Genomic DNA, 24,762 nt, shown 5'->3' with positions numbered 1-24,762 from the left:
GCCGGGCGAGCCGTCTTGGAGCTCCGGCCCTACCGCTTCGCGCTGGCCTGCTCGGCCGAGCTTTGCGCGGCTGAGGCGAGCTGGGCGGAGATCGCGGCCGTTTCGGCCGGATTGCCCCAGCTCGGCGCATCGCTGCCGTTGCCCCAGGCGCGTGGCCGATAGAAGGTGTGGACGCCGAACTTGTACATCTTCTTCATCTCGCTGACCCAGGACGGCCGCACCCAGTAGGCGTGATAATGGGTCGAGCGGTCGACTTCCGGCAGCCACAATTTGCCGTCGAGCATTGCCTTCGAGATCTTCCTGGCGCGGTCCCACATGTCGGGCTCGCGGACCACGTCGCGGACGTTGTCGCAGGCGAAGGTGAACTGGCAGGCGTAATGCCGGTGCTTGTTCTGGTAGACCACGCCGCACACGGTGTCGGGATATTTGCCGGAGAAGGCGCGGTTCAGCACCACCTGGGCGACCGCGATCTGGCCGCGCACCGCTTCGCCGCGCGCCTCGAAATACACCGCTTCGGCGAGGCACTTTTCCGACTTGGCGCGGGAATGTTCGTCGAGCAGGCCGAGCCGCTCGGCCGGCGTCTTGCTGTGCTGGTCGTCGGCGTTGACCTCGCCCTTCGGCGCGATGCTCTCGCCCATCTCGCCGGCCTTCACGGGGCCGTCGGCATCGACCGGCAAGGATGCCATCACCTTCATGTCGGGATCGGGCTGCACGGCCGGCGCCACCACGACCGGCTCCTCACCGGGCTGCCAGCGCTCGATGCTCTCGGGCGCACCGAGCGACGAGCCGAAGAACAGGCTGGAGGTCTGGACCGCGAACGGGTCGCGCGACGGCGCCGTATTGGCGTGAGCCGTCCGTGCCGGAGCGGCCGGCGCCGGCTTCAGGTCATTGAGCGGGTCGGCTTCCAGCGACAGCGAAACATCCTGCTGCTGCGCCGACGGCTGCGAGTATTGCAGCAGCGGCGGCGCACGCAGCGCCTCCTGCAGCTCGGGATCGAGCGGCGCGCTGTCGGCCGGTGCGGTCGCGGTCTTCATTCCCTTGACCAATGAATTCGACGTCGCCGGATCCTCGTTCGGCTGGGCCGGATTGGCGGGCAGCTCAGGCTCAGCCGCATCGGGCGACCTGACGACGAGACGGTCGCCCTTCAGCGTGCGGTCGACCCTCGGGAAATCGGATGCCTGGTAGCGCGGCGGCGGCGCCGCGAGCGGATTGCGCGTCACGGTGCCCGTGATGTCAGTGCTCTGGTTGCCGAGGCTGGCGAGAATGACGTTCGGAGCCTGCGGCGCGGAGGTGCCGATCGGGCGGCCGAAGCTGTAGGTGGCGACCTGGATCGAGCCGACGGCGGATGAGAACACGCGCTTCTGCCAGCGCTCCGCGACGCCCGGCTGGCGGGCGAGCAGTGAGGCGATATCCTGATATCCCATCTCGGTCGGCATCAGGGCGAAGATGCTGAGACCGAGACCGAAGAGCGCAAACCGTGCGCCCCTCGGCTGGTTACGCAACACAAACATCGTACGCTCACGCAACGCTTACTGTGCAATCGAACGCGGTACATCCGCGCAATTCGACCTTTATCGTTGCTAACGTGTTTAGGTTGCCGCGGAGTTAATCGGCGTTGCCCGCGCGCTACACTCAAGCAATCACGTAGATCTCGCGTGTTGCGTCGCACAGCGTGGTAAATGCGCGGCGGATGAAAGTCGTAAACGGCTCGTCAACGAAGATGGTGAATGAAATATTGATCGCGCGGTCGCGTAGGATGGGTGGAGCGTAGCGATACCCATCACTTCTCCCGGCGTGTGGTGAGATGATGGGTATCGCTGCGCTCCACCCATCCTACGCTCCCGCAAAAACAAATGGCCGGGACAATGTCCCGGCCACTGCCGTCTTCAAACTATCTGATCGCTCACGCCTGGCTGGCGGCCGCCTTGCCGAGCGCGGCCTGCGCGGCGGCGAGGCGCGCGATCGGCACGCGATAGGGCGAGCACGAGACGTAGTCGAGGCCGACCTCGTGGCAGAACGCCACCGATGCCGGATCGCCGCCGTGCTCGCCGCAGATGCCGACCTTGAGGCTCGGCCGCGTTTTGCGGCCGCGGGTAACGCCGATCTTCACAAGCTCGCCGACGCCGTCGCGATCGACCGAGATGAACGGATCGATCTCGAGGATGCCCTTGGCGACATAGGTGCCGAGGAAGCTCGCGGCGTCGTCGCGGCTGATGCCGTAGGTGGTCTGGGTCAGGTCGTTGGTGCCGAACGAGAAGAACTCGGCGGTCTCCGCCACCTCGCCGGCCATCAGGCAGGCGCGCGGCAGCTCGATCATGGTGCCGACCTGGTAGCTCAGCTTGACGCCGGTCTCCTTCATCACCGCATTCGCGGTGGCATCGATGCGCGCCTTGACCAGATCGAACTCGGCCTTGGTCGCGATCAGCGGCACCATCACTTCGAGACCGACCGGCTTGCCGGTGCGCTTGCCGGCCTCGACGGCGGCCTCGAAGATAGCGCGCGCCTGCATCTCGGCGATCTCGGGATAGGCGATCGCGAGACGGCAGCCGCGGAAGCCGAGCATCGGGTTGAACTCGGCGAGCTCCCGCGCACGATCGGCCAGCTTGCGCGGATCGGTGTTCATGACGCGCGCGACTTCCTCGATCTCCGCCTGGGTGTGCGGCAGGAACTCGTGCAGCGGCGGATCGAGCAGGCGGATCGTGACGGGCAGACCCTTCATGATCTCGAACAGCTCGACGAAGTCGGCGCGCTGCATCGGCAGCAGCTTCGACAGCGCCGAGCGGCGCGACTGTTCGTCCTCGGAGAGGATCATCTCGCGCACGGTGCGGATGCGGGTCTCCTCGAAGAACATGTGCTCGGTGCGGCAGAGGCCGATGCCTTCGGCGCCGAATTTCACCGCGGTACGCGCGTCATCGGGCGTATCGCCGTTGACGCGGACGCCGAGCTTGCGGACCTCGTCGGCCCAGCCCATCAGCGTGCCGAACTCGCCGGACAGCTCCGGCTCGATCATCGGCATGCGGCCGGCCAGCACCTGGCCGACCGAGCCGTCGATGGTGATGACGTCACCGGTCTTGAAGGTGCGCTGACCCACCGTCATGGTGCCGCGGCCGTAATCGACGCGGATGGTGCCGCAGCCGGAGACGCAGGGCTTGCCCATGCCGCGCGCGACCACCGCCGCGTGCGAGGTCATGCCGCCGCGCGTGGTCAGGATGCCCTGGGCCGCATGCATTCCGTGGATGTCTTCCGGGCTGGTCTCGATGCGGACCAAAATCACCTTGCGTCCGTCGGCCTGCAGCTTGGCGGCTTCGTCCGACGAGAACACGATCTCGCCCGACGCAGCACCGGGTGATGCCGGCAGGCCGGTCGCGATCACGTCGCGCTTGGCGGCCGGATCGATGGTCGGGTGCAAGAGCTGATCGAGCGAAGCCGGGTCGATCCGCGTCACAGCGTCCTTGCGGGAGATCAGGCCTTCATTGGCAAGCTCGACGGCGATGCGCAGCGCCGCCTTCGCGGTGCGCTTGCCGCCGCGGGTCTGCAGCATCCACAGCTTGCCCTGCTCGACCGTGAACTCCATGTCCTGCATGTCGCGGTAGTGCTTCTCGAGCAGCGTGTAGATCCGCGTCAGCTCCTTGAACGCCGCCGGCATCGCGGCTTCCATCGACGTCTTGTCGGAGCCGCTCTCCTGGCGCGCTTCCTCGGTGATGTCCTGCGGAGTGCGGATGCCGGCGACGACGTCCTCGCCCTGCGCGTTGATCAGGAACTCGCCGTAGAGCTTGCTCTCGCCGGTCGACGGGTTGCGGGTGAACGCAACGCCGGTCGCCGAGGTCTCGCCCATGTTGCCGAACACCATCGCCTGCACGTTGACGGCAGTGCCCCATGACTCCGGAATATCGTGCAGCTTGCGGTAGGTCACCGCGCGCGCATTCATCCAGGATGAGAACACCGCGCCGATCGCGCCCCACAGCTGATCATGCGGGTCCTGCGGGAAGGCGTGGCCGGTCTCCTTCGCCACCGCTTCCTTGTACTTGCCGACCAGCTCGACCCAGTCGTCGCCGGTGAGGTCGGTGTCGAGCGAATAGCCCTGGCTGTCCTTGAAGGTGTCGAGGATGTCCTCGAAGTGATGATGCTCGAAGCCGAGCACCACGTCCGAATACATCGTGATGAAACGGCGATAGCTGTCATAGGCGAAGCGACGGTCGCCGGAGAGTTCGGCGAGCGCTTCGACCGTCTGGTCGTTGAGACCGAGATTGAGCACGGTGTCCATCATGCCCGGCATCGAGGCGCGCGCGCCGGAGCGCACCGACACCAGCAGCGGGTTCTTGGCGTCGCCGAAGGTCTTGCCGGTGATCTTGCCGACATAGTCGAGCGCCTTCTCGACCTGCGCCTTCAATTCCTTCGGATACGTCTTGTCGTGCTCGTAGAAATAGGTGCAGACCGAGGTCGGGATGGTGAAGCCGGGAGGCACCGGCAGGCCGAGATTGGCCATTTCCGCGAGGTTGGCGCCCTTGCCGCCGAGCAGATCGCGCAGACCCGCCTGGCCTTCCGCCTTGCCGTCGCCGAACGTGTAGACCCATTTGCCAGCCTTGATTGCAATCTGTGCAGACTTCGCCGGGGCCTTGCCGGCGGGCTTCGCGGCCGGCTTGGCGGCGGCCTTCGGCGCCACCTTGGCGGCGGTCTTTTTCAGCGCCTTGCGGGCCTGCGGCGCGGCCTTCCGAGCCGGGGCGGAGGGCTTTGATTTCGCTGCGGTTTTCACGACAGTTTTCTTGGACTTCGCGACGGCTTTGGCCATGTCAGACAACAATCCGGAAAGAGGGGGTCGAGGATGCGCGCCTTACACCATTTTGGGGGGTCCCGCGCAAGCCGCGAAACCCCCTTTCCCGCTACATATGAAACCAGCGCAGCAGCCCCATTCCCACCAACCCGACGAAGATCAGGTAGATGGCGACGATGTAGTTCAGGAGCCGCGGCATGATCAGAATCAATATGCCCGCGATCAAAGCCACGATGGCAGGCAGATGCGCAGCGGTGATGACCATTGAAATTTCTCCGGTGGTTTTCGGAAGATCGAATCGAGAGCGGCAGTCTATCTGCCGGGAACGCAAGTTCCCACATCAAGACGCGCATGATGACAACGGGTTCCGGCGCTCACGAAATTTGCTCGAAAATGCCGCGTATATGACAGTGGTTTTTCCGGAACATCACCGGAGCGGATGAATTGGCTCCCCATGTGTGCTGGCAACGTGAAGCCGGCACCTTGCAGCGTGAATATGCAGCGTGAAAATGGAGTGAGCCATGCGAAACAGATTACTTGCCGTTGCAGCCGTTGCTGCTGCGATCACGGTGCCGGCTGTTGCCGCACAGGCGCAGACCGTCGGCATCGTCCGTGGCGGTCCTTCAGTCGCAGTCGAGGATGACGGCGGAATTGCGATCGAGCAACGTCCGGCGTTCCGCGAATATATCGTGCGCGAGCGCGTGCCGGATTATCGGATCCCCGATCGCGTTGCGGTCGGCTCGGTACTGCCGGAAGTCGGCGTGACCTATTACGACGTACCGCAGCGTTTCGGCGCGACGCCCTATCGCTACACCGTCGTGAATGGCGAGACCGTCCTGGTCGAGCCGCGCTCGCGCCGCATCGTTCAGGTGGTCGATTAATCGTGAAACGACCGGCCTGAGCGATCAGTCCGGGCGCCGCGCAAGCGGATGTGCGTGAGGATCGACCGGACCAGAAAGCCCTGCCTGGCCTCCCCTCCAGGCGGGGCTTTTCTGTGTTGTGCGGCGACGCGCGGCTTCGTGAAGGATTTTATGACTTGAGGAGCGAGAGCAGCGTCGAGGTCGTCTTGTAGTTCTTGACCGCGGCGTCCTGAAAATCCGGCGTCCAGTTGGTCGCCAGCCGCTCCTCCGAGCTCATCGACGAGTATTGCTTGAGGATGCCGAGGCTGAACGCCCGCGGATCGCCGTCGGACTGGCTCTGCTTCAGCGCGTCGAGCACGGCAAGGCGCGTCCGCGTGTTGAGCTCCTGCTTGGCGGCGAAGATCTCCTCGACGGAGAACTTCTTGTCCTGGTTCAGCGAGATCGCCGAGAGCGAACGGTTGTCGAGCGTTGACAGGTTGGCGAGTTGTCCGGTCTTGCGTCCGGGATCGAACACCAGTTCCTTGCCGTTGCTCGCCGCCTCGTTCTTCTGCCGGTCGAGGAAAGCACGCACGTCGGTTGCGATGCTGCTGAAGTCGCGCGGCGTGTTGCTCTTGGTCGGGGGCGCGGTCCCCGCCAGCGCCGCTGCGATCGGATCTCCGGGAATGTCCGACGGCGGCGTGTTCGGATCCTGCTGCGTCGCCTGATAGCCCTTGAGCACCGCGGCGCGCTGCTTGGCCCAGGTCGCGGTCGCCTTCTCCTCGTCACTGGCACCATCGAGCCAGTCGAGCGCCGCCTTGTAGCTGACGCTGTAGTCGCCGGTCAGGCGCGTGGTCGCAAGCGACGGCTCCAGCGCCTTGTCGAAGCGCTGCTTCAATTCGGTGGCGGCGACCGCCTGCTCGTCCGGCGAGAATTTTCCGCCGTTGTTGGTCGAGATCGCAAACAGCGAGCGGCGGTCCAGCGTCGACAGATCGATCGTGGTCTCGCCATCGACGATCGGGCCCTTCACGCCGGCGACGTTGTAGAGACGGTCGAGCGTGATGCGCGCATCGTTGGTCACCGTCGCGAAGTCGGGCAGCTGCGCCTTGGCGAGCTGGGCGCGAGCGGCGTCCGACAGCGTGAGGTTGGTCGCGGCGTTCGATGTCGAGGACGCCGAAGCATCTCCGGCACTGCCGTCAGCCGACAGCGTCGCGGCCAGCGAGGGCGTCGCCGCAGCCCGCGCATAGGCCGAACCGTACTGGGCGTAAGGATTGGTGCCGATCGAAGTCATCGGGAAGGTCCCTGCATTGGGCGAGGGGCGATTTCTTAAGAAATCGTTGACTTGCCGGGACCTTCGCAGGGCATGGTTAACAAATCGCAAATCGTGTCGAAATATTTCCGCAGCCAGCCATCAGCCCTCGATCCTGGAGAAATCCGCCACCGCGCGCGTCGCGGCCCGGATCTCATTGAGCAGCTTGAGGCGGTTCTCGCGAACCTTCGGATCGTCGTCGTTGACCTTGACCTTGTCGAAGAACGCATCGACCGCCGGGCGCAGCTTCGCCATCGCGCTCATCGCGGCGGCGAAGTCTTCCTTGGCGACCGCGGCGGAGGCTTCGCGCTTCACCTGGTCGATCGCCGCCGCGAGCGCCTTCTCCTCGTCGAGCTTGTAGAGCGCCGCGTCAGGCGCGCCATCGAAGCTCCGCTTGTCCTTCTTCTCCTCGATGGCAAGGATGTTGCTGGCGCGCTTCGTTCCCGCGAGCAGGTTCTTGCCGTCGTCGCTGTCGAGGAATTTGCCGAGTGCTTCGACGCGGCGGACCACCAGCAGCAGATCGTCCTGGCCACCGAGCGAGAACACGGCATCGACGAGATCGTGGCGCGCGCCCTGCTCGCGGAGCTGGACCTTCAGGCGGTCGGCGAAGAAGGCCAGGACGTCTCGCATCACCTCCCCGATGTTGAAGGGCTCCGTGACTTCGCGCGATGCGACGACCGCGATGGGACCAGCCAGTTTTGATTCATGTTCATCAACGGTCGGTATCTTGGACAAGTCGTCTAGGTCTACTCCAAATCGCTTCTTCACGAAGAAAGTTGCGACTGCCCAAACCAGGACAAGATTGAACTGAATCCGCAACTGATTTTCCAAGACGATTCGAATGACGCCCAGCGCTGCGCGACGCAGAGCGTATGGATCCTTCGATCCCGTCGGCTTCTCATCGATGGCCCAGAACCCCGCCAGCGTATCCAGCTTGTCCGCCAGTGCCACCGCGATGCTCACCGGATCAGTCGGCGCGCGATCGGTCGGCCCCTGCGGCTTCCAATGCTCCTCGCTCGCCGCGGCGACCGAGGCGTCCTCGCCCTGTGCCAGCGCGTAATACTTGCCCATCAAACCTTGCAGCTCGGGGAATTCGCCGACGACTTCGGTCAGCAAATCCGCCTTTGCCAGCCGCGCAGCACGCCTGGTTTTCTCGACGTCGGCGCCGACCAGCGGCGCGATCTCGGCGGCGAGCCGCTCGATCCGCTTGATCCGCTCGGCCTGCGTGCCGAGCTTCTCGTGGAACACGATCTGCTCGAATTTCGGCAGCCGGTCCTCAAGCTTCGTCTTCAGGTCGGTCTCGTAGAAGAACTTCGCATCGCTCAGCCGCGGCCGGATCACGCGCTCGTTGCCGGCGACGATGGTCTTGCCGTCGTCGGGCGCCTCGATATTCGCGGTCAGCACGAACTTGTTGGTCAGCTTGCCCGTCTTGGGGTCCTTGACCACGAAGCACTTCTGGTTGTTGCGGATGGTGGCGCGGATCACTTCGTCCGGGATCGACAGGAATTCCTGCTCGAACGATCCCATCATGACGACCGGCCATTCGACGAGGCCGGAGACCTCGTCGAGCAGCACCTGGTCCTCGACCAGCTCAAGGCCCTGCGCGAACGCCAGTTCCTTGGCGTCTTCGAGGATGATGTCCTTGCGCGCCTGCGGATCGAGGATGACCTTGGCCGCCTTCAGCTTGGCCTCGTAATCTTCGAAGCGGCGCACCGAAATTGCGCCGGGCGCCATGAAGCGATGGCCATAGGTGGTCTGCCCGGCCTCGACACCGTCGATCGAGAACTTGACCACATCAGGCTCTTCGGTCTCGAGCCCGAAGGTCGCGGTGATCGCGTGCAGCGGGCGCACCCAGACCAGCGAGCCTGATTTGGCCGAACGCGCGCCCCAGCGCATCGATTTCGGCCACGGGAAGGTGCGGATGATCACCGGCAGCATTTCCGCGATCACGTCGATCGCCGGGCGGCCGGGCTTTTCGATCAGCGCGACGTAGAAATCGCCCTTCGCATCTTTCTGGATCGTCGCCTCGTCAAGCGACTTGAGGCCGGTCGCCTTCAGAAAGCCCTGCACCGCTGCATCCGGGGCGCCGATCTTCGGGCCGCGGCGTTCGGTCTTCAAATCGGGCTGGCGCGCGGGAATGCCGTGCACGGTGAGCGCGAGGCGCCGCGGGGTCGCGAACGCTTTCGCGCCTTCATAGACCAGTCCCTCGGCGACGAGCTTGTCGGTCACCATGCGGCGCAGATCGTCCGCCGCCTTGGCCTGCATGCGGGCGGGGATTTCTTCGGAGAACAGTTCAAGGAGAAGATCGGGCATCAGGCCGCCCTGCCCGTTTCAGTGTGGATCCATGCTTCGCCGCATGCCTTCGCCAGATCGCGCACGCGGCCGATGTAGCTCTGCCGCTCCGTCACCGAGATGACGCCGCGGGCATCCAGCAGGTTGAAGACGTGGCTCGCCTTGATGCACTGGTCGTAGGCCGGCAAGGCCATCAGATGTTCCTTTTGATTGCCGCCCTCACGCCAACCCGCGGCGAGATACTTCCGGCAGGCCTCCTCGGCCATCTTGAACTGCTCGAACAGCATCGCGGTGTCGGCGTATTCGAAATTGTGCCGCGAGTATTCCTGCTCGGCCTGCAGGAACACGTCGCCATAGGTCACCTTCTCGGCGCCCTCGCGGCCGTTGAAGTTGAGGTCGTAGACCCGGTCGACGCCCTGCACATACATCGCGAGCCGCTCGAGCCCGTAGGTGAGTTCGCCCGCGACCGGGGCGCATTCGACGCCGGCGACCTGCTGGAAGTAGGTGAACTGGCTGACCTCCATGCCGTCGCACCAGCATTCCCACCCTAAGCCCCACGCGCCCAGCGTCGGGCTTTCCCAGTCGTCCTCGACGAAGCGGATGTCATGGACGGCGGAATCGATGCCGATCGCGGCGAGTGACTTCAGGTATAGCTCCTGAAGGTTCGGCGGCGACGGCTTCATGATCACCTGGAACTGGTAGTAGTGCTGCATCCGGTTGGGATTTTCGCCGTAACGACCATCCTTGGGCCGCCGTGACGGCTGCACATAGGCCGCGTTCCACGGCTTCGGCCCCAGCGCGCGCAGGGTGGTGGCGGGATGGAAGGTGCCCGCGCCCATTTCCATGTCATAGGGCTGCAGGATGACGCAGCCCTGCTCGGCCCAGAACCGCTGCAGGGCGAGGATGAAGCCCTGGAACGAACGTTCCGGGCGCATGTGGTCAGGCAGGGCGTCCATCGGCTCAACAGGTCTCGCGAGGGGGTTTTGAAGCGCGCGGGACCGTATCGGCGGCAGCCAATGGAATCAAGGCGATGCCGGAAATTCCGGCACCGCCATGTTGCGGCTTTGGAAGCGGGTCAGCTCGGCCGGTACGCGCCGGTCACGGGGTCGCGGCGCAGGGTCTTGATTTCGCTCGCGCGCGTGGCGTCGGCCATGCGGGCGAGCCGTGCCTCTTCCAGTTCCTGGTTGATCCGGACGGCCGTCTTGTACGCCCAGCGGACCACGGCCAGGCTTCCCAGGACGCCAGCGAATGCAATCAGCGGCGGCATTGGTCGATCCTTGTCGTTCACGTCTGTCAGGCCCCCAATACCGGGCATTCTCGCCCAACCCCGTCTGCGCCGCAATCGCGCTTTTGGGGCTAAATGGCGCGCTCACATCCACGTCAGAACCCGAATTTGGCCCAAATCGCCCGTGTTTCCAGCGCGGAGATCAGTTCCTCCGGCAGGGCGGCAATGCCGTCCAGCTGTGACAGCGATCCCGCCCCGGGCGAGCGCCGCCCGAGCAGGCCGGACAGCATGCCGCTCGCCGGCGCGATCACCGGCGTCAGCACCTTGTCGCCGTAGCGGGCGCGCAGCGTCGAGCGGAGATCGCCGATGCCGTCGGCGAGACCAAGGCCGATCGCCGTCTCGCCGGCCCAATATTCACCGGTGAACAGCACATCGTCAGCGCCCTTCAGCCGCCCGCCCCGGCTCTGCTTTACCAGCGCGATGAAGATCGCATGGATCTCGCGCTGGATTGCCTTCAGCCGCGCGACGTCATCGGGGTTCTCGGGCAGGAACGGATCGAGCATCGCCTTGTGGCTGCCGGACGTATAGAGCCGCCGCTCGACGCCGATCTTCTTGATCAGCCCCTCGAGGCCGAACGTGCCGCCGACCACGCCGATCGAGCCGAGGATCGAGGACGGGTCGCAATAAATCTCGTCGCCCGCGCAGGCGATCATGTAGCCGCCGGACGCCGCGACGTCCTCGACGAACACCAGCACCGGCAGCTTCTTCTCGGCAGCCAATTGGCGGATGCGCAGATAGATCTGGCGCGACTGCACCGGCGAGCCGCCGGGTGAATTGATCACCAGCGCCACCGCCTTGGCATTCCGAGTGCCAAACGCGCGCTCCAGCATCTTGGCGACGCCGGCGAGGTTCATGCCCGGCCGCAGCGGCGTCACCGCGCCGATCACGCCCGACAGACGGACCACCGGCACGACCGCCACGCCACGCCGGAAGCGCGCGGGAAGCATCCTCTGCACACGCTCCAGCAGTCCACCCGAACGCTGCTGCCGATCACTTATTTGTTCACTCATGCACTTACCTCGAATTAACCACTTTTTATCACGCCACTGTCATTGGAATTAGCGGAACGCGTTTTGCATTCTTCTCGTTGGGTGGCTGCAATGGCGCGGCGGAGAGGGACATGAAGATCTACCTGCTGATTTTGCTGTTCGGTACACTGCTCACGGCAATCCGCTTCACGTCAACGCCGGAACGCCAGTCGGAAACGGCCTCGCAGTAGATTCACGCCACTCACGGCTCGGGTAGCGAGACTGCCCGCTATGGCCGCGCCAACGGCAATCCTCCCTTCCCTGCCAAGATCTCCTGTACCCATTTATTGGGCACGCCTGGCTTTTCATTGAGCAGCAGCGCGGCATGCAGTCGCGTCGGCGCCCGTCCGCCCTTGGTTGCCCGCACCAGAATCCTGATCGCCGGCGACGTCGCGTCAGCGTGAACCGGCAGGATCTCCAGACTGCCGAAGCCGCGGTCGAGCGCGGCCAGCACTTCGCCGATGCCGTCCGCCCGCCAGATCATCGCGAGCCGCCCGTTCGATCTGAGAATCCGCCGCGCCACGTGGACCCAGGCCGCAAGCGTGGTCGCGGTCGCGACATGCGCGCGCTCCCGCGCCTCGTCCGGCGAGGCGCGGTGCCGGGCAGGATCGTTGAACGGCGGGTTCATCAGCACGACGTCGGCGCTATCGGGGCCGAGGCCGGCCGCGGCAAAGGCCGAGGCGTCGGCCTCGACATCGAGCACGATCACATCGCCCGGGATCGCATTGGCCGCGGCATTATTCCGGGCAAGCTCGGCCAGCGCGGGGTCGATCTCGACCAGCGCGAGCGCAATTCCGCCGACCCGCCGCGCCACCGCCAAACCCGCAGCGCCGACCCCGGAACCGAGCTCGACGACCCGGTCGCCCGGCTGCGCCGGCGTCGCGGCGGCCAGCAGGATCGCGTCATGGCCGGCACGATGGCCGCTGCGCGGCTGCCGCAGCCGCAACTGGCCGCCAAGGAAGCCATCCTCGGTGACATCAGGGGCCGGAGATGGCATTTTTGACGCGTTTTCTCCACGCGAACCGGCGCCCGCTTCGCCTGAAGACGCGCTATTCATCGGCCCGCAATTCGTGGCCGAGGCCGGCATCGGTGAGGAGCTGGCGGGCCTGCCGGTTGTCGTCGTCATGCACCAGGATGCGCCGCGGCAGCACGCCCAGCGAGCCCTCGATGATGCTCATGTTCTGGTCGAGCACCAGATGGTGGATGTTAGCGCTGTCGAGCAGCGCGCCGATGGCGGAAACCAGCACGATGTCGTTGGTCCGAACCAATTCCCGCAAAATACGCTCTCCTCTGGGCCCAGCTGTCCGGCCGCTGCGACATATGTCAACAATTTCGTGGTCTTGCCGCTTCACCGCGCAGTTTCTATTGTTATAGCTAAGCATAGTGCGAATTCGGCAAAATTGGAGACCAGCGTGGCGGTTATTGTACCCTTCGAAAGCCCGTCCAATGCTTCGATCGACGGGCTGGTGGGACTTGTCGCCGCCGACATGGAGCGGGTCAACGCGACCATCATCTCGCGGACCGGCTCCGAGGTCACCATGATCCCCGAGGTCGCCAACCACCTGATCTCGTCGGGGGGCAAGCGGCTGCGTCCGATGCTGACCCTGGCCATGGCCCAATTGTCTGACTATTCGGGCGACGGCCACATCAAGCTCGCCGCCGCGGTCGAGTTCATGCACACCGCGACCCTCTTGCATGACGACGTGGTCGACGAGAGCGAGCTGCGCCGCGGCAAGCTCTCGGCGCGGATGCTGTGGGGCAACGAGGCCAGCGTGCTGGTCGGCGACTTCCTGCTCGGCCAGGCCTTCCGCATGATGGTCGAGGTCGGCTCGCTGCGCGCGCTCGACATCCTCTCAGCGGCCGCCGCCACCATCGCCGAGGGCGAGGTGATGCAGCTTGCCGCCGCCAAGAACACCGCGACCACCGAGGACGAGTACCTTGCCGTGATCAGAGGCAAGACCGCCGAGCTGTTCGCCGCGGCCTGCGAGGTCGGCCCAGTGATCGCCAACCGCCCGAAGGCCGAGCAGACCGCCTGCCGCTCGGTCGGCATGAATCTCGGCATCGCCTTCCAGCTGGTCGACGACGTGCTCGACTATGGCGGCAAGTCCGCCAAGCTCGGCAAGAATGTCGGCGACGATTTCCGCGAGGGCAAGATCACGCTGCCGGTGGTGCTCGCCTTCCGCCGCGGCAACGACACCGAGCGCAAGTTCTGGATCCGCGCGCTGGAGCGCGGCGAGATCGGCGCCAGCGACCTCGACCACGCCATCGGACTGATGACCAAGCACCGCGCGCTGGAGGACACCATCAGCCGCGCCCAGCATTACGGCGCCATGGCCGTCGACGCGCTGGCGCTGTTCCCGTCCTCGCCGATGAAGACGGCGCTGGAACAGGTGGTCGCGTTCTGCCTGGCAAGGTCGCATTAGTAAGAGCAGCGACGTCGCCGTGTGTGTGTCGCATCGCCTGCCACACAACGCGGCGTCATCACCCGGCTTGACCGTGTGATCCAGTATTCCAGAGCCAGTCATTATTGAGCCGAGAGGCCGCGGCGTACTGGATAGCCCGGTCGAGCCGGGCGATGACAGGGTGGATGGGACGCGCACCCTCGCAATCCCGTAGGATGGGTACAGCGAAGCGAAACCCATCGCCTTTTGTCCGCACGGATGGATGATGGGTTTCGCTGCGCTCTACCCATCCTACGACGGGACGGCGCGCGCCTACTCCTCCACCGGCACCCAGATATCCAATCCGCCGTTACCGGTCGCCGGATCGAAATTCACGTCGTAGCGCTCGAAGTTCGGCGCGTCGGCGACCTTCATGCCGGACTGCGGCAGCCAGCGATTCCAGATCGTGTTGACGGTGCGGCGGATGGTCGAGATGTGGTCCTTGTGGGTGAACACGAGATATTTCTGCGCCGGGATTCGCACGCGGGCGAATTCGCGCGGCAGGTCGGAGAAGTCGGCGACCTCGACGCCGGCGATGTAATCGAAATTGCCGGCATCGTCGCCGTTGCAGCAGACGCCGAAGGCGAGGTTGCCGACGCGGTGGGGGATATCGGCGTGCTTGAGGTGGAAGTCCTGCCACTGGCCCGGGATACCGGCGCCGGCACCGCTGCCGTTGCCGTGATTGTAGCGCTCGCCGATCCCGGCGACGAGGAACGCCTTGGCGGTTGCGGTGCGCGGCGGATCGATGTGATCGAGGGCTGTCGAGATCATGGTGATCGGCTCCTGGAGCTTGAGCGTGTCGAGACACGTGCTCGCGCGCACCGCTTCGGGCTTGACGCCGAAATGATCGCGGAACGCGCGGGTGAATGCTTCGTGGGAGCCGTAGTCCACATCCAGCGCCAGGCTGAGAATGTCGGGCGCACCGGCGGCGAGTTCGCGCGCGGCCTCGCTGAGGCGGCGCGCCCGCACATAGCGCATCACCGGAAACCCGGTCGCTTCCGCGAACGCCCGCACCAGATGGAAGCGCGAGACGCCGGCGACGCCGGCGATCTCGTCGAGCGTCAGCGGCGCACGCAGATGGCTTTCGATGTACCAGAGCGCCTTCTGGGCCGGGTTCATGGACGATACTTCCCTTCGGCTTCCGTTGCGAAGCAGCCGCATCATGCGCGGATGCCGCGCGCCACGCTTGATAGGTCTTGCTGCGTGACTTGCTGAAACTTCGGTTCCGCTGCGCGGAAATTTAGCCCAAAGGCGTTGCTGGTAACATGCTCCCAATCATGCATACTCGCTCCCGCATCGACCCGACGGCTCACCAAGCTGCCTGAAAATCAAGACTGCACGAGCCGCGGCCAGCATGTCAGGGAGGACAATGATGCACTACCGACGCTTGAGCTATGCCTTGTCCGCGGCGCTTGCCGGGCTGTTGACGGTCGCCGTCGCAGGCACCGCCAACGCCCAGAAGAAATACGATACGGGCGCGACCGACACCGAAATCAAGATCGGCAACATCATGCCTTACTCGGGCCCGGCATCCGCCTACGCCACGATCGGCAAGACCGAAGCCGCCTATTTCAACAAGCTCAACAGCGAAGGCGGCATCAACGGCCGCAAGATCAACTTCGTCTCCTATGACGACGCCTACTCGCCGCCGAAGATGGTCGAGCAGGCCCGCAAGCTGGTGGAGAGCGACGAGGTGTTCCTGATCTTCAATCCGCTGGGCACGCCGGGCAACACCGCGATCCAGAAATACATGAACGCCAAGAAAGTGCCGCAGCTGTTCGTCTCGACGGGAGCTGCGAAGTGGAACGACCCGAAGAACTTCCCGTGGACCATGGGCTGGCAGCCGAGCTACCAGGTCGAGGCGCGCATCTATGCCAAGTACATCCTGCAGAACTATCCCGGCAAGACCATCGGCGTGCTCTACCAGAACGATGATTTCGGCAAGGACTACCTGATCGGCCTGCATGACGGACTCGGCGACCAGGCCAAGAAGCTGATCGTCGTCGAGACCTCGTACGAGACCGCATCGCCCACGGTGGATTCGCAGATCGTGCAGATCAAGGGCGCCAATCCCGACATCTTCGTCAACATCGCAACGCCGAAATTCGCGGCGCAGGCGATCAAGAAGGTCGCCGAACTCGGCTGGCATCCGGTGCAGTTCCTAACCAACGTGTCAGGCTCGATCGGCGGCGTGATGAAGCCGGCGGGCTATGAAGCGAGCCAGGGCGTGCTCTCCACCGCCTATCTCAAGGATCCCAAGGACGCCGAGTGGAAGAACGATCCGGCGATGAACGAATGGCGCGCCTTCATGGGCAAGTGGTATCCCGAGGGCGACCTCGACGATGCCGCGACCGTGTTCGGCTACGGCGTCGCCAAGGGGCTGGAGCAGGTGCTGCGGCAATGCGGCGACAACCTCACCCGCGATAACCTGATGAAGCAGGCCGCCAGCCTGAACTTCGAGATCGGCATCTATCTGCCGGGCACCAAGATCAAGACCAGCCCGGATGACTACGCCCCGATCGAGCAGTTGCAGATGATGCGGTTCAAGGGCGAGAGCTGGGAGCGGTTCGGCCCGGTCATGAGCGGCGAGAAGAGCTCGTAAGCGGCGCTGCACAAGTTTGCAGTTGGTGATGCCCGGCCATGCGCCGGGCATCCACGTCTTCGACACGATTCGCGCGCAACGCTTGCGCGCGCTAGACTTGCGCGACCGGGGATATGAGCAGAAGCGACGCCGTCCTTCAGCGAGCAATGTCCGGTCACAATGAGAGCCAGGGACATCCTGCGATCGGAAGGACAACAACAATGAAAATCACCGACGTCCGCGCCCACCATATCCGCATCCCCTATGACGCCGGGCCGGCGAGCTTTCGCCAGGGCGCGTCGGCGATCTCGGCGCTCGACATGGTGCTGGTCGAGGTGTCGACCGACGCCGGCCTCACCGGCTGGGGCGATGCCTTCGCCTATGTCAGCCCGAAGACCAACAGCATGGCGGTCACCGAGATGATCGCGCCGCAAGCGCGCGGGCTCGAAGTGCCTGACGCCGCCGGCATCCCCGCCGTGATGGAGCAGATCCAGCGCAATTTGCATCTGTTCGGCCGCTACGGCATCACGATGTTCGCGATCTCCGCGCTCGACATCGCGCTGTGGGACCTCGCGGGCAAGGTCAAGGGCGTGCCGCTGCATCAATTGATCGGCGGCGCCAAACGCAGCAAGATCCCGGCCTATGCGAGCCTGTTGCGGATCGGCACGCCGCAGCACATCGCCAGCGAGTGCAAGCGAGCGATCAAGCTCGGCTATTCCGCGATCAAGCTGCACGAGACCACGGTCCCCGCCGTCACCGCCGCGCGCGAGGCGATCGGGCCCGGCGTGCCGCTGATGGTCGACATGAACTGTCCGCTGGACGGGCCGGCCGCGATCCAGTTCGCGCGCGACTGCAAGCAGGCCGCGCCGATGTTCCTGGAGGAGCCGGTGTGGCCGCCGGAGGATTTCGCGACGCTCGCTGAGGTGCGCAAGGAGGGCCGGCTCGACATCGCGGCCGGCGAGAACGCCTGCACGGTGCATCAATTCCGCCAGATGATGAATGCCGGCGCGGTCAGCCATGCGCAGCCGTCGGTGATCAAGGTCGGCGGCGTCACCGAATTCCTCAAGGTCGCGGTGCTGGCGGACGAGTTCGGCGTCCAGGTGATCCCGCACTCGCCCTATTTCGGGCCCGGCTTCCTCGCCACGCTGCACCTGATGGCAGTGCGCGATGCGGGAATGATCGAGGTGTTCTTCATGACGCGCCCCGCCTGCCTGTGGGGCAACCGCATCGACGTCGACGCCAGCGGCCATGTCGCCGTGCCGCAGGGCCCCGGCCTCGGCTATGAGCCGGATCGCGACGTGATGGAGAAGTACCGGGTGGCGTGAGCGCCCGGTCGTTTCCACCGTCATTGCGAGGAGCGAAGCGACGAAGCAATCCATCGATCCGCATACGCGGTACGATGGATTGCTTCGCTTCGCTCGCAATGACGGCTTTTACTTGGTCCCCTCCTTCGCGGCCGGCGCTGCATCCTTCGCTGCCTGCGCGTCGGCCTTCTTCTTCAGATCGTCCGCAAGCTTGCCTTGCGCCGCCTGCAAATCCGCGGCGAGCTTCTGCAAGCCCGCGACCGTGCTCTTCAGGCTTTCGATCTGACGATTGGCCGCGTCGAGCTTCTGCTGATGATCCGTCGTCAGCTTGGTGATGGTCTTCTGCAGGAAGTCGACATTGCTCTGCAGGCAGCTGGTGCGCCGCTCCATCGTCTTCTCGACGGTGCAGATCTCGATGCCCGGAACGTCCTGCGCGCGAGCGTGTCCGGCGAGTGCAAGCGCAACGAGCAGCGCAACGGCGATACGAGCAATCATTGTCATCCCCCAGTCAGGTGGTCCGTTCACAGCTTTGTGCGCGCGATGCTCAAAGCAGGGCAGAGATATCACACTGAAACCGCATTCGAGCGTTCTGCTTAAGCCATTACGAGGAACTTCTCGTGGGGACGGGGGCCTTCGGAACTAGTTTGGTTCGATCCCTTTGGCTCGGCCTTGGGCAGTGGAGACAGATCACATGGCGACGCGCGATAAACGGCTGGCGCAATTTGATGGCAATGGCGAACCTTCGCCGGAACTGCGCGTGGAAGTGCTTTGTGAGGATCACAGCGGAACGTATCAGCTGCCGTTTGCTTGCCGCTTCGTCAACGGACAGTGGCGCAACGACACCACCGGCGGCGCGCTCGAAGCCAACGTCGTCGCCTGGCGCATGCCGCGCGAGAAGCAGGTGATGACCTGAGCACAGAAATGCGCGCCGCTGTTCCAAAACGCGACGCGCGCTCTTTCGACATTAAGGTTTGGAACGTGGGTGGAACGAACCGCGTCCGAATCACTGATCGGGCGCCGTACGCCGTTGTTCACGGCTAGATGTGGCGAACGATCCGAGCCGGTGCACCACATACAGAACCATCACGATCGGCCGCACCCAGCGGCCGATAACAAAGGTTAATTCCTCCGCGGACGACATGACGATCACCTCCACGGCGTGGGCGGAGGCACGTTGTCGGTCCGCGGCTCGACATCGACGGTCTTGAAATCGGCAGGGCTGACGATCTCGAGGTATTCCATGTCCTCGGAATAATCGAACAGGTAGTGGGTGATGCCGGGCCGCTGATGCACGACGTCGCCGGCCCGCACCAGCGTCTCCTTGTCCTCGTACATGAAGCGGGCCCAGCCCTTGGTCATGATGACGATCTGGAATTCGCACAGATGCTTGTGCCAGCCGGTGCCTTCCTCCGGCGGCAGATCGGGATTGGCCTTGACCAGGTGGCAGATCACCTGGCCGTTGGTGGCGTCGGCGATGCCGAGGTCGCGGTACAGGAAGAAGTCGCGCAGACCTCCGCCCTTGAACGCGGTGTCATCGGGTTTGACGTGGGAGAATTTGCTGACGACGGCGTGCTGATTCATCTGAAGCTCCACGGTTCTCGTGTTCGCGAGATCGCGGCGCCGGCTCAGCGTCCAAATTTTCGGCAGCGTCGCATCGTCGCGGTCACAGCTTGGGAACTGCCATGCGAAATCCTTGCCAGCCGCACGCCGCCGCTTCTGCCGCGCTCGACATCATCCCGGAAGCATCTGGAGCAAAGCGCAAATTCACGTGCGGCTGAGGTTGCGACGCCGTCCCGATCGGACGGCAACGCCGTCACCGGCGGCATCTCCCTTGAGCAAACGCTGCCCGGAGCTTGGGCCGCCGATGCGTGCACAACGAACGGCGCACTGCCTAATATTCGACCTCGAGCTCCTCGACATCGGCCGGCTCGGCCTTTGCCGCCGCGATCCATTCGATCATCTCGGGCATCATCATGATGGTCGTGGCATAGGCCGCGAGGTCCGGCTCAAGCTTGACGTCGTAGGTCAGGAAGCGGGTGACGACGGGCGCATACATCGCATCCGCCATGGTGCGGCGCGCGCCGAACAGGAACGGCCCGCCCGAGCTTGCAAGGCAATCGCGCCAGATAGCGCAGACACGGTCGATATCGGCCTGCGCCCGCGACCAGATCTTGAAGCCGGGAAAGTGCCCCTTGAGATTGACCGGCAGCGAGGCGCGCAGTGTCGTGAAGCCGGAATGGATCTCGCCGCAGATCGAACGACAATGGGCGCGCTGGATCCGGTCCGCCGGCAGCAGCCCCGCCTGCGGCATGATCTCGTTGAGATACTCGGCGATCGCCAGCGTGTCCCAGACCGTCGCGCCGTCATGGCGCAGGCAGGGCACCAGGATCGAGGACGACAGCAGCAGCAGTTCGGCGCGCGCCGACGGATCGTCGGGGGCGGTGACGACTTCCTCGAACTCCAGCCCGGCGAACTTCGCCAGCAGCCAGCCGCGCAGCGACCAGGACGAATAGTTCTTGCTGCTGATGGTGAGTGTCGTCGTCGCCATGCCCATCCCTCACGCCTGCCGCTCCCGCTGACGCCCAGCACCCGGGAGATCGGCCGTTTTCGCAGCAAGCCACGTGCCAATTTGACGGGCAGCCGCCTCTCGCTCTGGCGTCGATATTGCATGGCATGTCGGCCCAGGGGTGGATGCGTATGATGTCGATGCTGTACCAGGCCTACCAGAACCACGCGGACCTCACGGCGCCATGGCGGACCGGAGCCGCCGCGGCGCTGAAATACCTCAACCTGGTGCCGCAGGGCGCCTCGGACCGGATGTTCGGCCGGCTCGCGGCAGCGCTCGAGCTGATCTCGCGCTCCGCCCTCACCTATGCCCGCCCTGATTACGGCATCGACAGCGTGACGGTCGGCAACAGGGAATTGCAGGTGACCGAGGAGGTCGCCTACGCGACGCCGTTCGGCTCCCTGCTGCACTTCAAGAAGGCCGACGCGCCGGAGCAGCCGCGGCTGTTGCTGGTGGCGCCGATGTCCGGCCATTTCGCGACGCTGCTGCGCGGCACCGTGAAGACGCTGCTGCAGGACCACGACGTCTACATCACCGACTGGCACAATCCGCGCGACATCCCGCGCGAGGAAGGCCGCTTCGGCCTCGAGGACTACACCGATCATTTGATCGATTTCCTCGGCCAGCTCGGCCCGCGCGCCCATATGGTCGCGATCTGCCAGCCGTCGGTATCGGCGCTGGCGGCGGCGGCGATCATGTCGGAGGACAACCACCCGGCGCGGCCGGCGTCGCTCACGCTGATGGCCGGGCCGATCGACACCCGGATCCAGCCGACCAAGGTCAACCAGTTCGCCACCGGCAAGCCGATCAAATGGTTCGAGGACAATCTGATCAACTACGTGCCGGTGCAGTGCAAGGGCGCGCTGCGGAAGGTCTATCCCGGCTTCGTGCAGCTCACTGCCTTCGTCTCGATGAACCTCGAGCGCCACATCAAGCAGCATGTCGAGCTCGCGCGCCATCTGGCTAAAGGCGATGCCGAGAAGGCCGAGATGATCAAAACCTTCTACGACGAATATTTCGCGGTGATGGACCTGCCGGCTGAATTCTACATCGAGACCGTCCGCGACGTGTTCCAGGAGCATCTGCTGCCGCAAGGCAAACTGATGCATCGCGGCCGTCCGGTGAACCCAGCGGCGATCCGGCGCATGGGCCTGATGACGGTGGAGGGCGAGAAGGACGACATCTGCTCGATCGGCCAGACGCTGGCGGCGCAGGACCTCTGCACCGGCGTGCGCACCTACCGCAAGGTGCACCACATGCAGGCCGGCGTCGGCCATTATGGCGTGTTCTCCGGCAAGCGCTGGAACAACGAGATCTACCCGCTGCTGCGCGATTTCGTGCATGTGAATTCGTGAGGGAAGTGCGACGCTGCGGTCGCGCTTGGATTCTGCGTAGCGCGGATGGAGCGCAGCGCAATCCGGGAAAGTATCTCCGCGGAGAAGCCGGCCCCGGATTTCGCTGCGCTCCATCCGGGCTACGAAGCTCCTCGCAATGACTTCTGGCGTCTAGCCACGCCTCATCACTCGCAGTAGTGTCCCCCGCCACGACGACCCGCCCTCAAGAATCGTCCAGGGAGAACCCTCCATGCGCCGCCCCGCCTTCCGCACCCTTGCGCTCGCCTTCACCGCCGCCCTCGCCTTCACCTCGGCCGCCTCCGCCGCCGAAGTCCATGTCATGATCTCGGGCGGGCTGACCGCGGCCTACAAGGCGCTGGTGCCGGAGTTCGAGCGCAAGACCGGACACAAGGTGATCACCGCCTTCGGGCCGTCGATGGGCACCACGACCAACGCGATCCCGGTGCGGCTGGAGCGCGGCGAGCCGGCCGACGTGCTGATCATGGTCGGCTACGCGCTCGGTGACCTGATCAAGCAGGGCAAGGTCGTGGCCGACAGCCGCGTCGACCTCGTGAAGTCGCCGATCGGGATCGCGGTCAAGTCAGGCGCGCCGAAGCCGGACATCAGCTCGGCCGACACCGTCAAGCAGGCGCTGCTGGCGGCGAAGACCATCGCCTATTCCGACAGCGCCAGCGGCGTCTATGTCTCGACCGAAATGTTCGCCAAGCTCGGCATCGCCGATCAGATGAAGGACAAGGCGCGGATGATCCCGGCCACCCCGGTCGGCGAGATCGTCGCCAAGGGCGAGGCCGAGCTCGGCTTCCAGCAGATCTCCGAGCTCAAGCCGGTCGCCGGCATCGACATCGTCGGCCCGCTGCCGGAGCCGTTGCAGAAGATCACGGTGTTCTCCGCCGGCATCGCCAAGGTCTCGAAGGAGCCGGACGCCGGCAAGGCGCTGATCGGCTTCCTCGCCTCGGCCGACGCCCGCGACGCGCTGGTGAAGAGCGGCCTCGACCCGATTCCGGGCGGCGCGACGCATTAGGGCGCTGGACGCGCGCCCTCGGAGGGGCGCACAGCCAAAACATGGAAAACAACCCCATGCAAAGTAGCCGGCGGCTGCCGGGGTTCGACGGCGGCTTGACACGTCGGGCAACTCAGTCGTAATATTCCATTATTCCGAAAATGTACTAGTACCCATCCACGGCGTCGTCCCGGCGAAAGCCGGGACGACGCCGTGGGTGGTTCTTGCGCAATCCACCCTACCGCCAATGATGCGCGCTGTACGCGAGCAGCACGATCACGACCAGCGCCAGCAGCAAGGTCGTCGACTTCCAGAACAGCACCGGGTTGCGCTCGATCAGCGGGGTCGATGACGTCGCGAGATACTTTGCGTTGGGATTGCGCAGGTCGAACAGGAATTCGGAGAAGCTGTCGTAGCGCTTCAGCGGGTTGGGATGCACGGCGCGCTCCAGCGTGCGGTCGACCCAGACCGGGATGTCGCGGCCGCCATGCGTGGCCGGGCTGTAGACCAGCCGGTTGAAATCGGCCGGCGTGCGGGCGCGCGCGATCTGGGCGCCGTAGGGCAGCCGTCCGGTCAGCATCTGATAGGTGACGACGCCGAGCGAGAACAGGTCGGATCGCGGCGTGCCCGGTTCGCCCAGGAAATATTCCGGCGCGGTGTATTGCTGGGTGCCGAGAATCTCCTCGGCCCCCGACGGCGCCGCGTCGGCGACACCGGAGATCCGCGTCGAGCCGAAATCGATGATCTTCACCGTGCCGGTCTTGTCGATCATGATGTTGTCGGGCCTGACATCCTGATGCAGCATCTCCTTGCGGTGGAAGGCGCGCAGGCCCCGCGCGGTCTGCTCGGTGATGTCGCGCACCGTCTCAAGCGCGGGAGCGGGATTGTCGATCATCCACTGCGTCAGGGTCTGGCCGTCGATATATTCGGTCGCGACATAGAGGAAGTTCCGCCGGCGCTGCGGCAGCCAGGGCTTCAGCACATGCGGACTGTCGATCCGTTTCGCGACCCACTCCTCCATCATGAAGCGCTTCAGATAGGCCGGATCGTCGCGCAGATCGATCGAGGGGATCTTGATGGTGACGGTGGTGCCGCTGTCCTCGTCGACCGCCAGATAGATGTGGCTGCGGTGCGAGGCGTGCAGCTCGCGCACGATGCGGTAGCCGTCGAAGCGCATCCGCGCGTCGAGCAGTGGCGGCACCGGCAATTCGCCTGGCTGGCCGAACACCTCGCTGGCATCGCCGTCCGGCAGCTCGTCGATGCGAACGATCTGCGCGGTGAGATTGTCCGGACTGCCGCGCTCGAACGCCTGCTCGACGATCGACCGCGCCGCCTGATCGAGATCGCCGGCGCCGTCCTGGATCAGCTTGGCGAGCTGGCGCGGCGGGACATGCTCGTAGATCCCGTCGGTGACCAAGAGGAAGGTGTCGCCGCGCTCCAGCCGGACGTTCTGGTAGTCGATCTCGAGCTGCGGGTTCACGCCGAGCGCGCGGCCGAGATAGCTCTGCTGCGAGGAGATCACGACGCGATGGTCGTTGGTCAGCTGCTCGAGGCTGTTGCCGGCGACGCGGTAGATCCTGCTGTCGCCAACATGAAACAGATGCGCGGTGGTCGACCGGATGACCACCGCGCTCAGCGTACAGACATAGCCCTTGTCCCGGTCATAGGGATTCTGGCTGCGCCGCGTTTGCGCATGCAGCCATGAATTGGTCGCCTCCAATACCCGCTGCGCCGAGGTCTTCACCGACCACGATTCCGAGGTGCAGTAATAGTCGGTGAGAAAACCCTTCACCGCGGATTCGGCGGCGACGCGGCCGACGCTGCTCGACGAGATGCCGTCGGCGAGCACCACGGCGATGCCCTTCAGGCCGAGCAGCGGCTCCTCGGGGATCAGTACGCCGTGGAAATCCTGATTGGTGTCCTTGCGGCCCTTATCAGAGAATTGCCCGACCGATATTTTCAGTGCGCGCGGCATGGCTCGTGTTCGCGGCGGA

Annotated in this window: 22 protein-coding genes; 7 read left to right on the top strand and 15 right to left on the bottom strand. The window is 64.8% G+C overall.

Annotated features, from left to right (window positions below):
* Nucleotides 1–29: 29 nt before the first annotated feature.
* The 3 genes from JQ633_RS02170 to JQ633_RS02160 all read right to left on the bottom strand — a co-directional run bounded on the left by JQ633_RS02170 (nt 30) and on the right by JQ633_RS02160 (nt 5,036).
* The gene (locus JQ633_RS02170; protein WP_211981822.1) at nt 30–1,511 is read right to left on the bottom strand and encodes a cell wall hydrolase; all 1,482 of its coding nucleotides are present in this window, start codon (nt 1,509–1,511) and stop codon (nt 30–32) included.
* 392 nt (nt 1,512–1,903) lie between these two features.
* Nucleotides 1,904–4,789 carry a pyruvate, phosphate dikinase gene (gene ppdK / locus JQ633_RS02165; protein ID WP_211981820.1) on the bottom strand — a complete coding sequence of 962 codons (2,886 nt, stop codon included), beginning with the start codon at nt 4,787–4,789 and terminating at the stop codon, nt 1,904–1,906.
* A gap of 91 nt (nt 4,790–4,880) precedes the next feature.
* Nucleotides 4,881–5,036 carry a DUF3096 domain-containing protein gene (locus tag JQ633_RS02160; protein ID WP_211981818.1) on the bottom strand — a complete coding sequence of 52 codons (156 nt, stop codon included), beginning with the start codon at nt 5,034–5,036 and terminating at the stop codon, nt 4,881–4,883.
* Between the two features lie 256 nt (nt 5,037–5,292).
* On the opposite strand from JQ633_RS02160, the gene JQ633_RS02155 reads away from it, so the two are divergent.
* Complete coding sequence (locus tag JQ633_RS02155) at nt 5,293–5,652, top strand: DUF1236 domain-containing protein (RefSeq protein ID WP_211981816.1); 360 nt, start codon at nt 5,293–5,295, stop codon at nt 5,650–5,652.
* Nucleotides 5,653–5,800: 148 nt separating this feature from the next.
* Here JQ633_RS02155 and JQ633_RS02150 read toward each other — a convergent pair whose 3' ends face one another.
* From JQ633_RS02150 to JQ633_RS02120, 7 genes are all read right to left on the bottom strand, one after another.
* Nucleotides 5,801–6,898: a hypothetical protein gene (locus JQ633_RS02150; RefSeq protein WP_211981814.1), complete on the bottom strand. Its 1,098-nt coding sequence runs from the start codon at nt 6,896–6,898 to the stop codon at nt 5,801–5,803.
* A gap of 120 nt (nt 6,899–7,018) precedes the next feature.
* Complete coding sequence (gene glyS / locus JQ633_RS02145) at nt 7,019–9,229, bottom strand: glycine--tRNA ligase subunit beta (RefSeq protein WP_211981812.1); 2,211 nt, start codon at nt 9,227–9,229, stop codon at nt 7,019–7,021.
* Nucleotides 9,229–10,164 carry a glycine--tRNA ligase subunit alpha gene (locus JQ633_RS02140; RefSeq protein ID WP_211981810.1) on the bottom strand — a complete coding sequence of 312 codons (936 nt, stop codon included), beginning with the start codon at nt 10,162–10,164 and terminating at the stop codon, nt 9,229–9,231. Before JQ633_RS02140 ends, glyS begins: the two co-directional genes overlap by 1 nt.
* Before the next feature lie 119 nt (nt 10,165–10,283).
* Nucleotides 10,284–10,475, bottom strand: coding sequence for a hypothetical protein (locus JQ633_RS02135; RefSeq protein ID WP_211981808.1), 192 nt, complete (start codon nt 10,473–10,475; stop codon nt 10,284–10,286).
* Between the two features lie 113 nt (nt 10,476–10,588).
* On the bottom strand, nt 10,589–11,503 hold the full coding sequence (locus JQ633_RS02130; RefSeq protein ID WP_211981806.1) for a S49 family peptidase: 915 nt from the start codon (nt 11,501–11,503) through the stop codon (nt 10,589–10,591).
* Nucleotides 11,504–11,750: 247 nt separating this feature from the next.
* Nucleotides 11,751–12,518: a tRNA1(Val) (adenine(37)-N6)-methyltransferase gene (locus JQ633_RS02125; RefSeq protein WP_211981804.1), complete on the bottom strand. Its 768-nt coding sequence runs from the start codon at nt 12,516–12,518 to the stop codon at nt 11,751–11,753.
* A 52-nt stretch (nt 12,519–12,570) separates the two neighbouring features.
* Entirely contained in the window at nt 12,571–12,798 is a 228-nt protein-coding gene (locus JQ633_RS02120) for a DUF2007 domain-containing protein (RefSeq protein WP_211981802.1), read from the bottom strand.
* A 135-nt stretch (nt 12,799–12,933) separates the two neighbouring features.
* On the opposite strand from JQ633_RS02120, the gene JQ633_RS02115 reads away from it, so the two are divergent.
* Entirely contained in the window at nt 12,934–13,944 is a 1,011-nt protein-coding gene (locus tag JQ633_RS02115; protein ID WP_211981800.1) for a polyprenyl synthetase family protein, read from the top strand.
* Between the two features lie 291 nt (nt 13,945–14,235).
* Here JQ633_RS02115 and JQ633_RS02110 read toward each other — a convergent pair whose 3' ends face one another.
* The gene (locus tag JQ633_RS02110; RefSeq protein WP_211981798.1) at nt 14,236–15,081 is read right to left on the bottom strand and encodes an AraC family transcriptional regulator; all 846 of its coding nucleotides are present in this window, start codon (nt 15,079–15,081) and stop codon (nt 14,236–14,238) included.
* Between the two features lie 250 nt (nt 15,082–15,331).
* Between JQ633_RS02110 and JQ633_RS02105 the strand changes: the two genes are divergently transcribed.
* Together JQ633_RS02105 and JQ633_RS02100 are read left to right on the top strand one after the other, a co-directional pair.
* Complete coding sequence (locus tag JQ633_RS02105; RefSeq protein WP_211981797.1) at nt 15,332–16,564, top strand: ABC transporter substrate-binding protein; 1,233 nt, start codon at nt 15,332–15,334, stop codon at nt 16,562–16,564.
* A 200-nt stretch (nt 16,565–16,764) separates the two neighbouring features.
* Nucleotides 16,765–17,868 carry a mandelate racemase/muconate lactonizing enzyme family protein gene (locus JQ633_RS02100; protein WP_211981796.1) on the top strand — a complete coding sequence of 368 codons (1,104 nt, stop codon included), beginning with the start codon at nt 16,765–16,767 and terminating at the stop codon, nt 17,866–17,868.
* Between the two features lie 108 nt (nt 17,869–17,976).
* On the opposite strand, the gene JQ633_RS02095 is transcribed toward JQ633_RS02100, so the two are convergent.
* On the bottom strand, nt 17,977–18,342 hold the full coding sequence (locus JQ633_RS02095; protein ID WP_211981795.1) for a hypothetical protein: 366 nt from the start codon (nt 18,340–18,342) through the stop codon (nt 17,977–17,979).
* Between the two features lie 196 nt (nt 18,343–18,538).
* On the opposite strand from JQ633_RS02095, the gene JQ633_RS02090 reads away from it, so the two are divergent.
* Nucleotides 18,539–18,760 (top strand): hypothetical protein, encoded by a 222-nt coding sequence (locus tag JQ633_RS02090; RefSeq protein ID WP_211981794.1) that lies wholly within the window; start codon nt 18,539–18,541, stop codon nt 18,758–18,760.
* Between the two features lie 233 nt (nt 18,761–18,993).
* Here the strand turns inward: JQ633_RS02090 and JQ633_RS02085 are convergent, their stop codons facing one another.
* Together JQ633_RS02085 and JQ633_RS02080 are read right to left on the bottom strand one after the other, a co-directional pair.
* The gene (locus JQ633_RS02085; protein WP_211981793.1) at nt 18,994–19,428 is read right to left on the bottom strand and encodes a cupin domain-containing protein; all 435 of its coding nucleotides are present in this window, start codon (nt 19,426–19,428) and stop codon (nt 18,994–18,996) included.
* A gap of 310 nt (nt 19,429–19,738) precedes the next feature.
* Complete coding sequence (locus tag JQ633_RS02080) at nt 19,739–20,395, bottom strand: glutathione S-transferase family protein (RefSeq protein WP_211981792.1); 657 nt, start codon at nt 20,393–20,395, stop codon at nt 19,739–19,741.
* A 149-nt stretch (nt 20,396–20,544) separates the two neighbouring features.
* On the opposite strand from JQ633_RS02080, the gene JQ633_RS02075 reads away from it, so the two are divergent.
* Both JQ633_RS02075 and JQ633_RS02070 read left to right on the top strand, forming a co-directional pair.
* A complete protein-coding gene (locus JQ633_RS02075; RefSeq protein ID WP_211981791.1) occupies nt 20,545–21,768 on the top strand; it encodes a polyhydroxyalkanoate depolymerase in 1,224 nt (407 codons plus the stop codon).
* 229 nt (nt 21,769–21,997) lie between these two features.
* Nucleotides 21,998–22,789: a substrate-binding domain-containing protein gene (locus JQ633_RS02070; RefSeq protein WP_211981790.1), complete on the top strand. Its 792-nt coding sequence runs from the start codon at nt 21,998–22,000 to the stop codon at nt 22,787–22,789.
* Between the two features lie 217 nt (nt 22,790–23,006).
* Here the strand turns inward: JQ633_RS02070 and JQ633_RS02065 are convergent, their stop codons facing one another.
* The gene (locus tag JQ633_RS02065) at nt 23,007–24,743 is read right to left on the bottom strand and encodes a bifunctional protein-serine/threonine kinase/phosphatase (RefSeq protein WP_211981789.1); all 1,737 of its coding nucleotides are present in this window, start codon (nt 24,741–24,743) and stop codon (nt 23,007–23,009) included.
* Nucleotides 24,744–24,762: the final 19 nt, after the last annotated feature.

Source organism: Bradyrhizobium tropiciagri (assembly GCF_018130505.1).
Taxonomy (GTDB): domain Bacteria; phylum Pseudomonadota; class Alphaproteobacteria; order Rhizobiales; family Xanthobacteraceae; genus Bradyrhizobium; species Bradyrhizobium tropiciagri_B.
Note: the sequence above shows the minus strand (reverse complement) of the source record. Positions and strands in the feature narration are given on the sequence as shown.

Excerpts from the sequence above, each read along its gene's own strand:
- JQ633_RS02075 (WP_211981791.1), top strand. The coding sequence starts at position 20,545 with ATGATGTCGATGCTGTACCAGGCCTACCAGAACCACGCGGACCTCACG.
- JQ633_RS02160 (WP_211981818.1), bottom strand. The coding sequence starts at position 5,036 with ATGGTCATCACCGCTGCGCATCTGCCTGCCATCGTGGCTTTGATCGCG.
- JQ633_RS02130 (WP_211981806.1), bottom strand. The coding sequence starts at position 11,503 with ATGAGTGAACAAATAAGTGATCGGCAGCAGCGTTCGGGTGGACTGCTG.
- JQ633_RS02140 (WP_211981810.1), bottom strand. The coding sequence starts at position 10,164 with ATGGACGCCCTGCCTGACCACATGCGCCCGGAACGTTCGTTCCAGGGC.
- JQ633_RS02080 (WP_211981792.1), bottom strand. The coding sequence starts at position 20,395 with ATGGCGACGACGACACTCACCATCAGCAGCAAGAACTATTCGTCCTGG.
- JQ633_RS02105 (WP_211981797.1), top strand. The coding sequence starts at position 15,332 with ATGATGCACTACCGACGCTTGAGCTATGCCTTGTCCGCGGCGCTTGCC.
- JQ633_RS02170 (WP_211981822.1), bottom strand. The coding sequence starts at position 1,511 with ATGTTTGTGTTGCGTAACCAGCCGAGGGGCGCACGGTTTGCGCTCTTC.
- JQ633_RS02095 (WP_211981795.1), bottom strand. The coding sequence starts at position 18,342 with ATGATTGCTCGTATCGCCGTTGCGCTGCTCGTTGCGCTTGCACTCGCC.
- JQ633_RS02135 (WP_211981808.1), bottom strand. The coding sequence starts at position 10,475 with ATGCCGCCGCTGATTGCATTCGCTGGCGTCCTGGGAAGCCTGGCCGTG.
- JQ633_RS02070 (WP_211981790.1), top strand. The coding sequence starts at position 21,998 with ATGCGCCGCCCCGCCTTCCGCACCCTTGCGCTCGCCTTCACCGCCGCC.
- JQ633_RS02100 (WP_211981796.1), top strand. The coding sequence starts at position 16,765 with ATGAAAATCACCGACGTCCGCGCCCACCATATCCGCATCCCCTATGAC.
- JQ633_RS02125 (WP_211981804.1), bottom strand. The coding sequence starts at position 12,518 with ATGCCATCTCCGGCCCCTGATGTCACCGAGGATGGCTTCCTTGGCGGC.
- JQ633_RS02085 (WP_211981793.1), bottom strand. The coding sequence starts at position 19,428 with ATGAATCAGCACGCCGTCGTCAGCAAATTCTCCCACGTCAAACCCGAT.
- JQ633_RS02110 (WP_211981798.1), bottom strand. The coding sequence starts at position 15,081 with ATGAACCCGGCCCAGAAGGCGCTCTGGTACATCGAAAGCCATCTGCGT.
- glyS (WP_211981812.1), bottom strand. The coding sequence starts at position 9,229 with ATGCCCGATCTTCTCCTTGAACTGTTCTCCGAAGAAATCCCCGCCCGC.
- JQ633_RS02155 (WP_211981816.1), top strand. The coding sequence starts at position 5,293 with ATGCGAAACAGATTACTTGCCGTTGCAGCCGTTGCTGCTGCGATCACG.
- ppdK (WP_211981820.1), bottom strand. The coding sequence starts at position 4,789 with ATGGCCAAAGCCGTCGCGAAGTCCAAGAAAACTGTCGTGAAAACCGCA.
- JQ633_RS02065 (WP_211981789.1), bottom strand. The coding sequence starts at position 24,743 with ATGCCGCGCGCACTGAAAATATCGGTCGGGCAATTCTCTGATAAGGGC.
- JQ633_RS02090 (WP_211981794.1), top strand. The coding sequence starts at position 18,539 with ATGGCGACGCGCGATAAACGGCTGGCGCAATTTGATGGCAATGGCGAA.
- JQ633_RS02150 (WP_211981814.1), bottom strand. The coding sequence starts at position 6,898 with ATGACTTCGATCGGCACCAATCCTTACGCCCAGTACGGTTCGGCCTAT.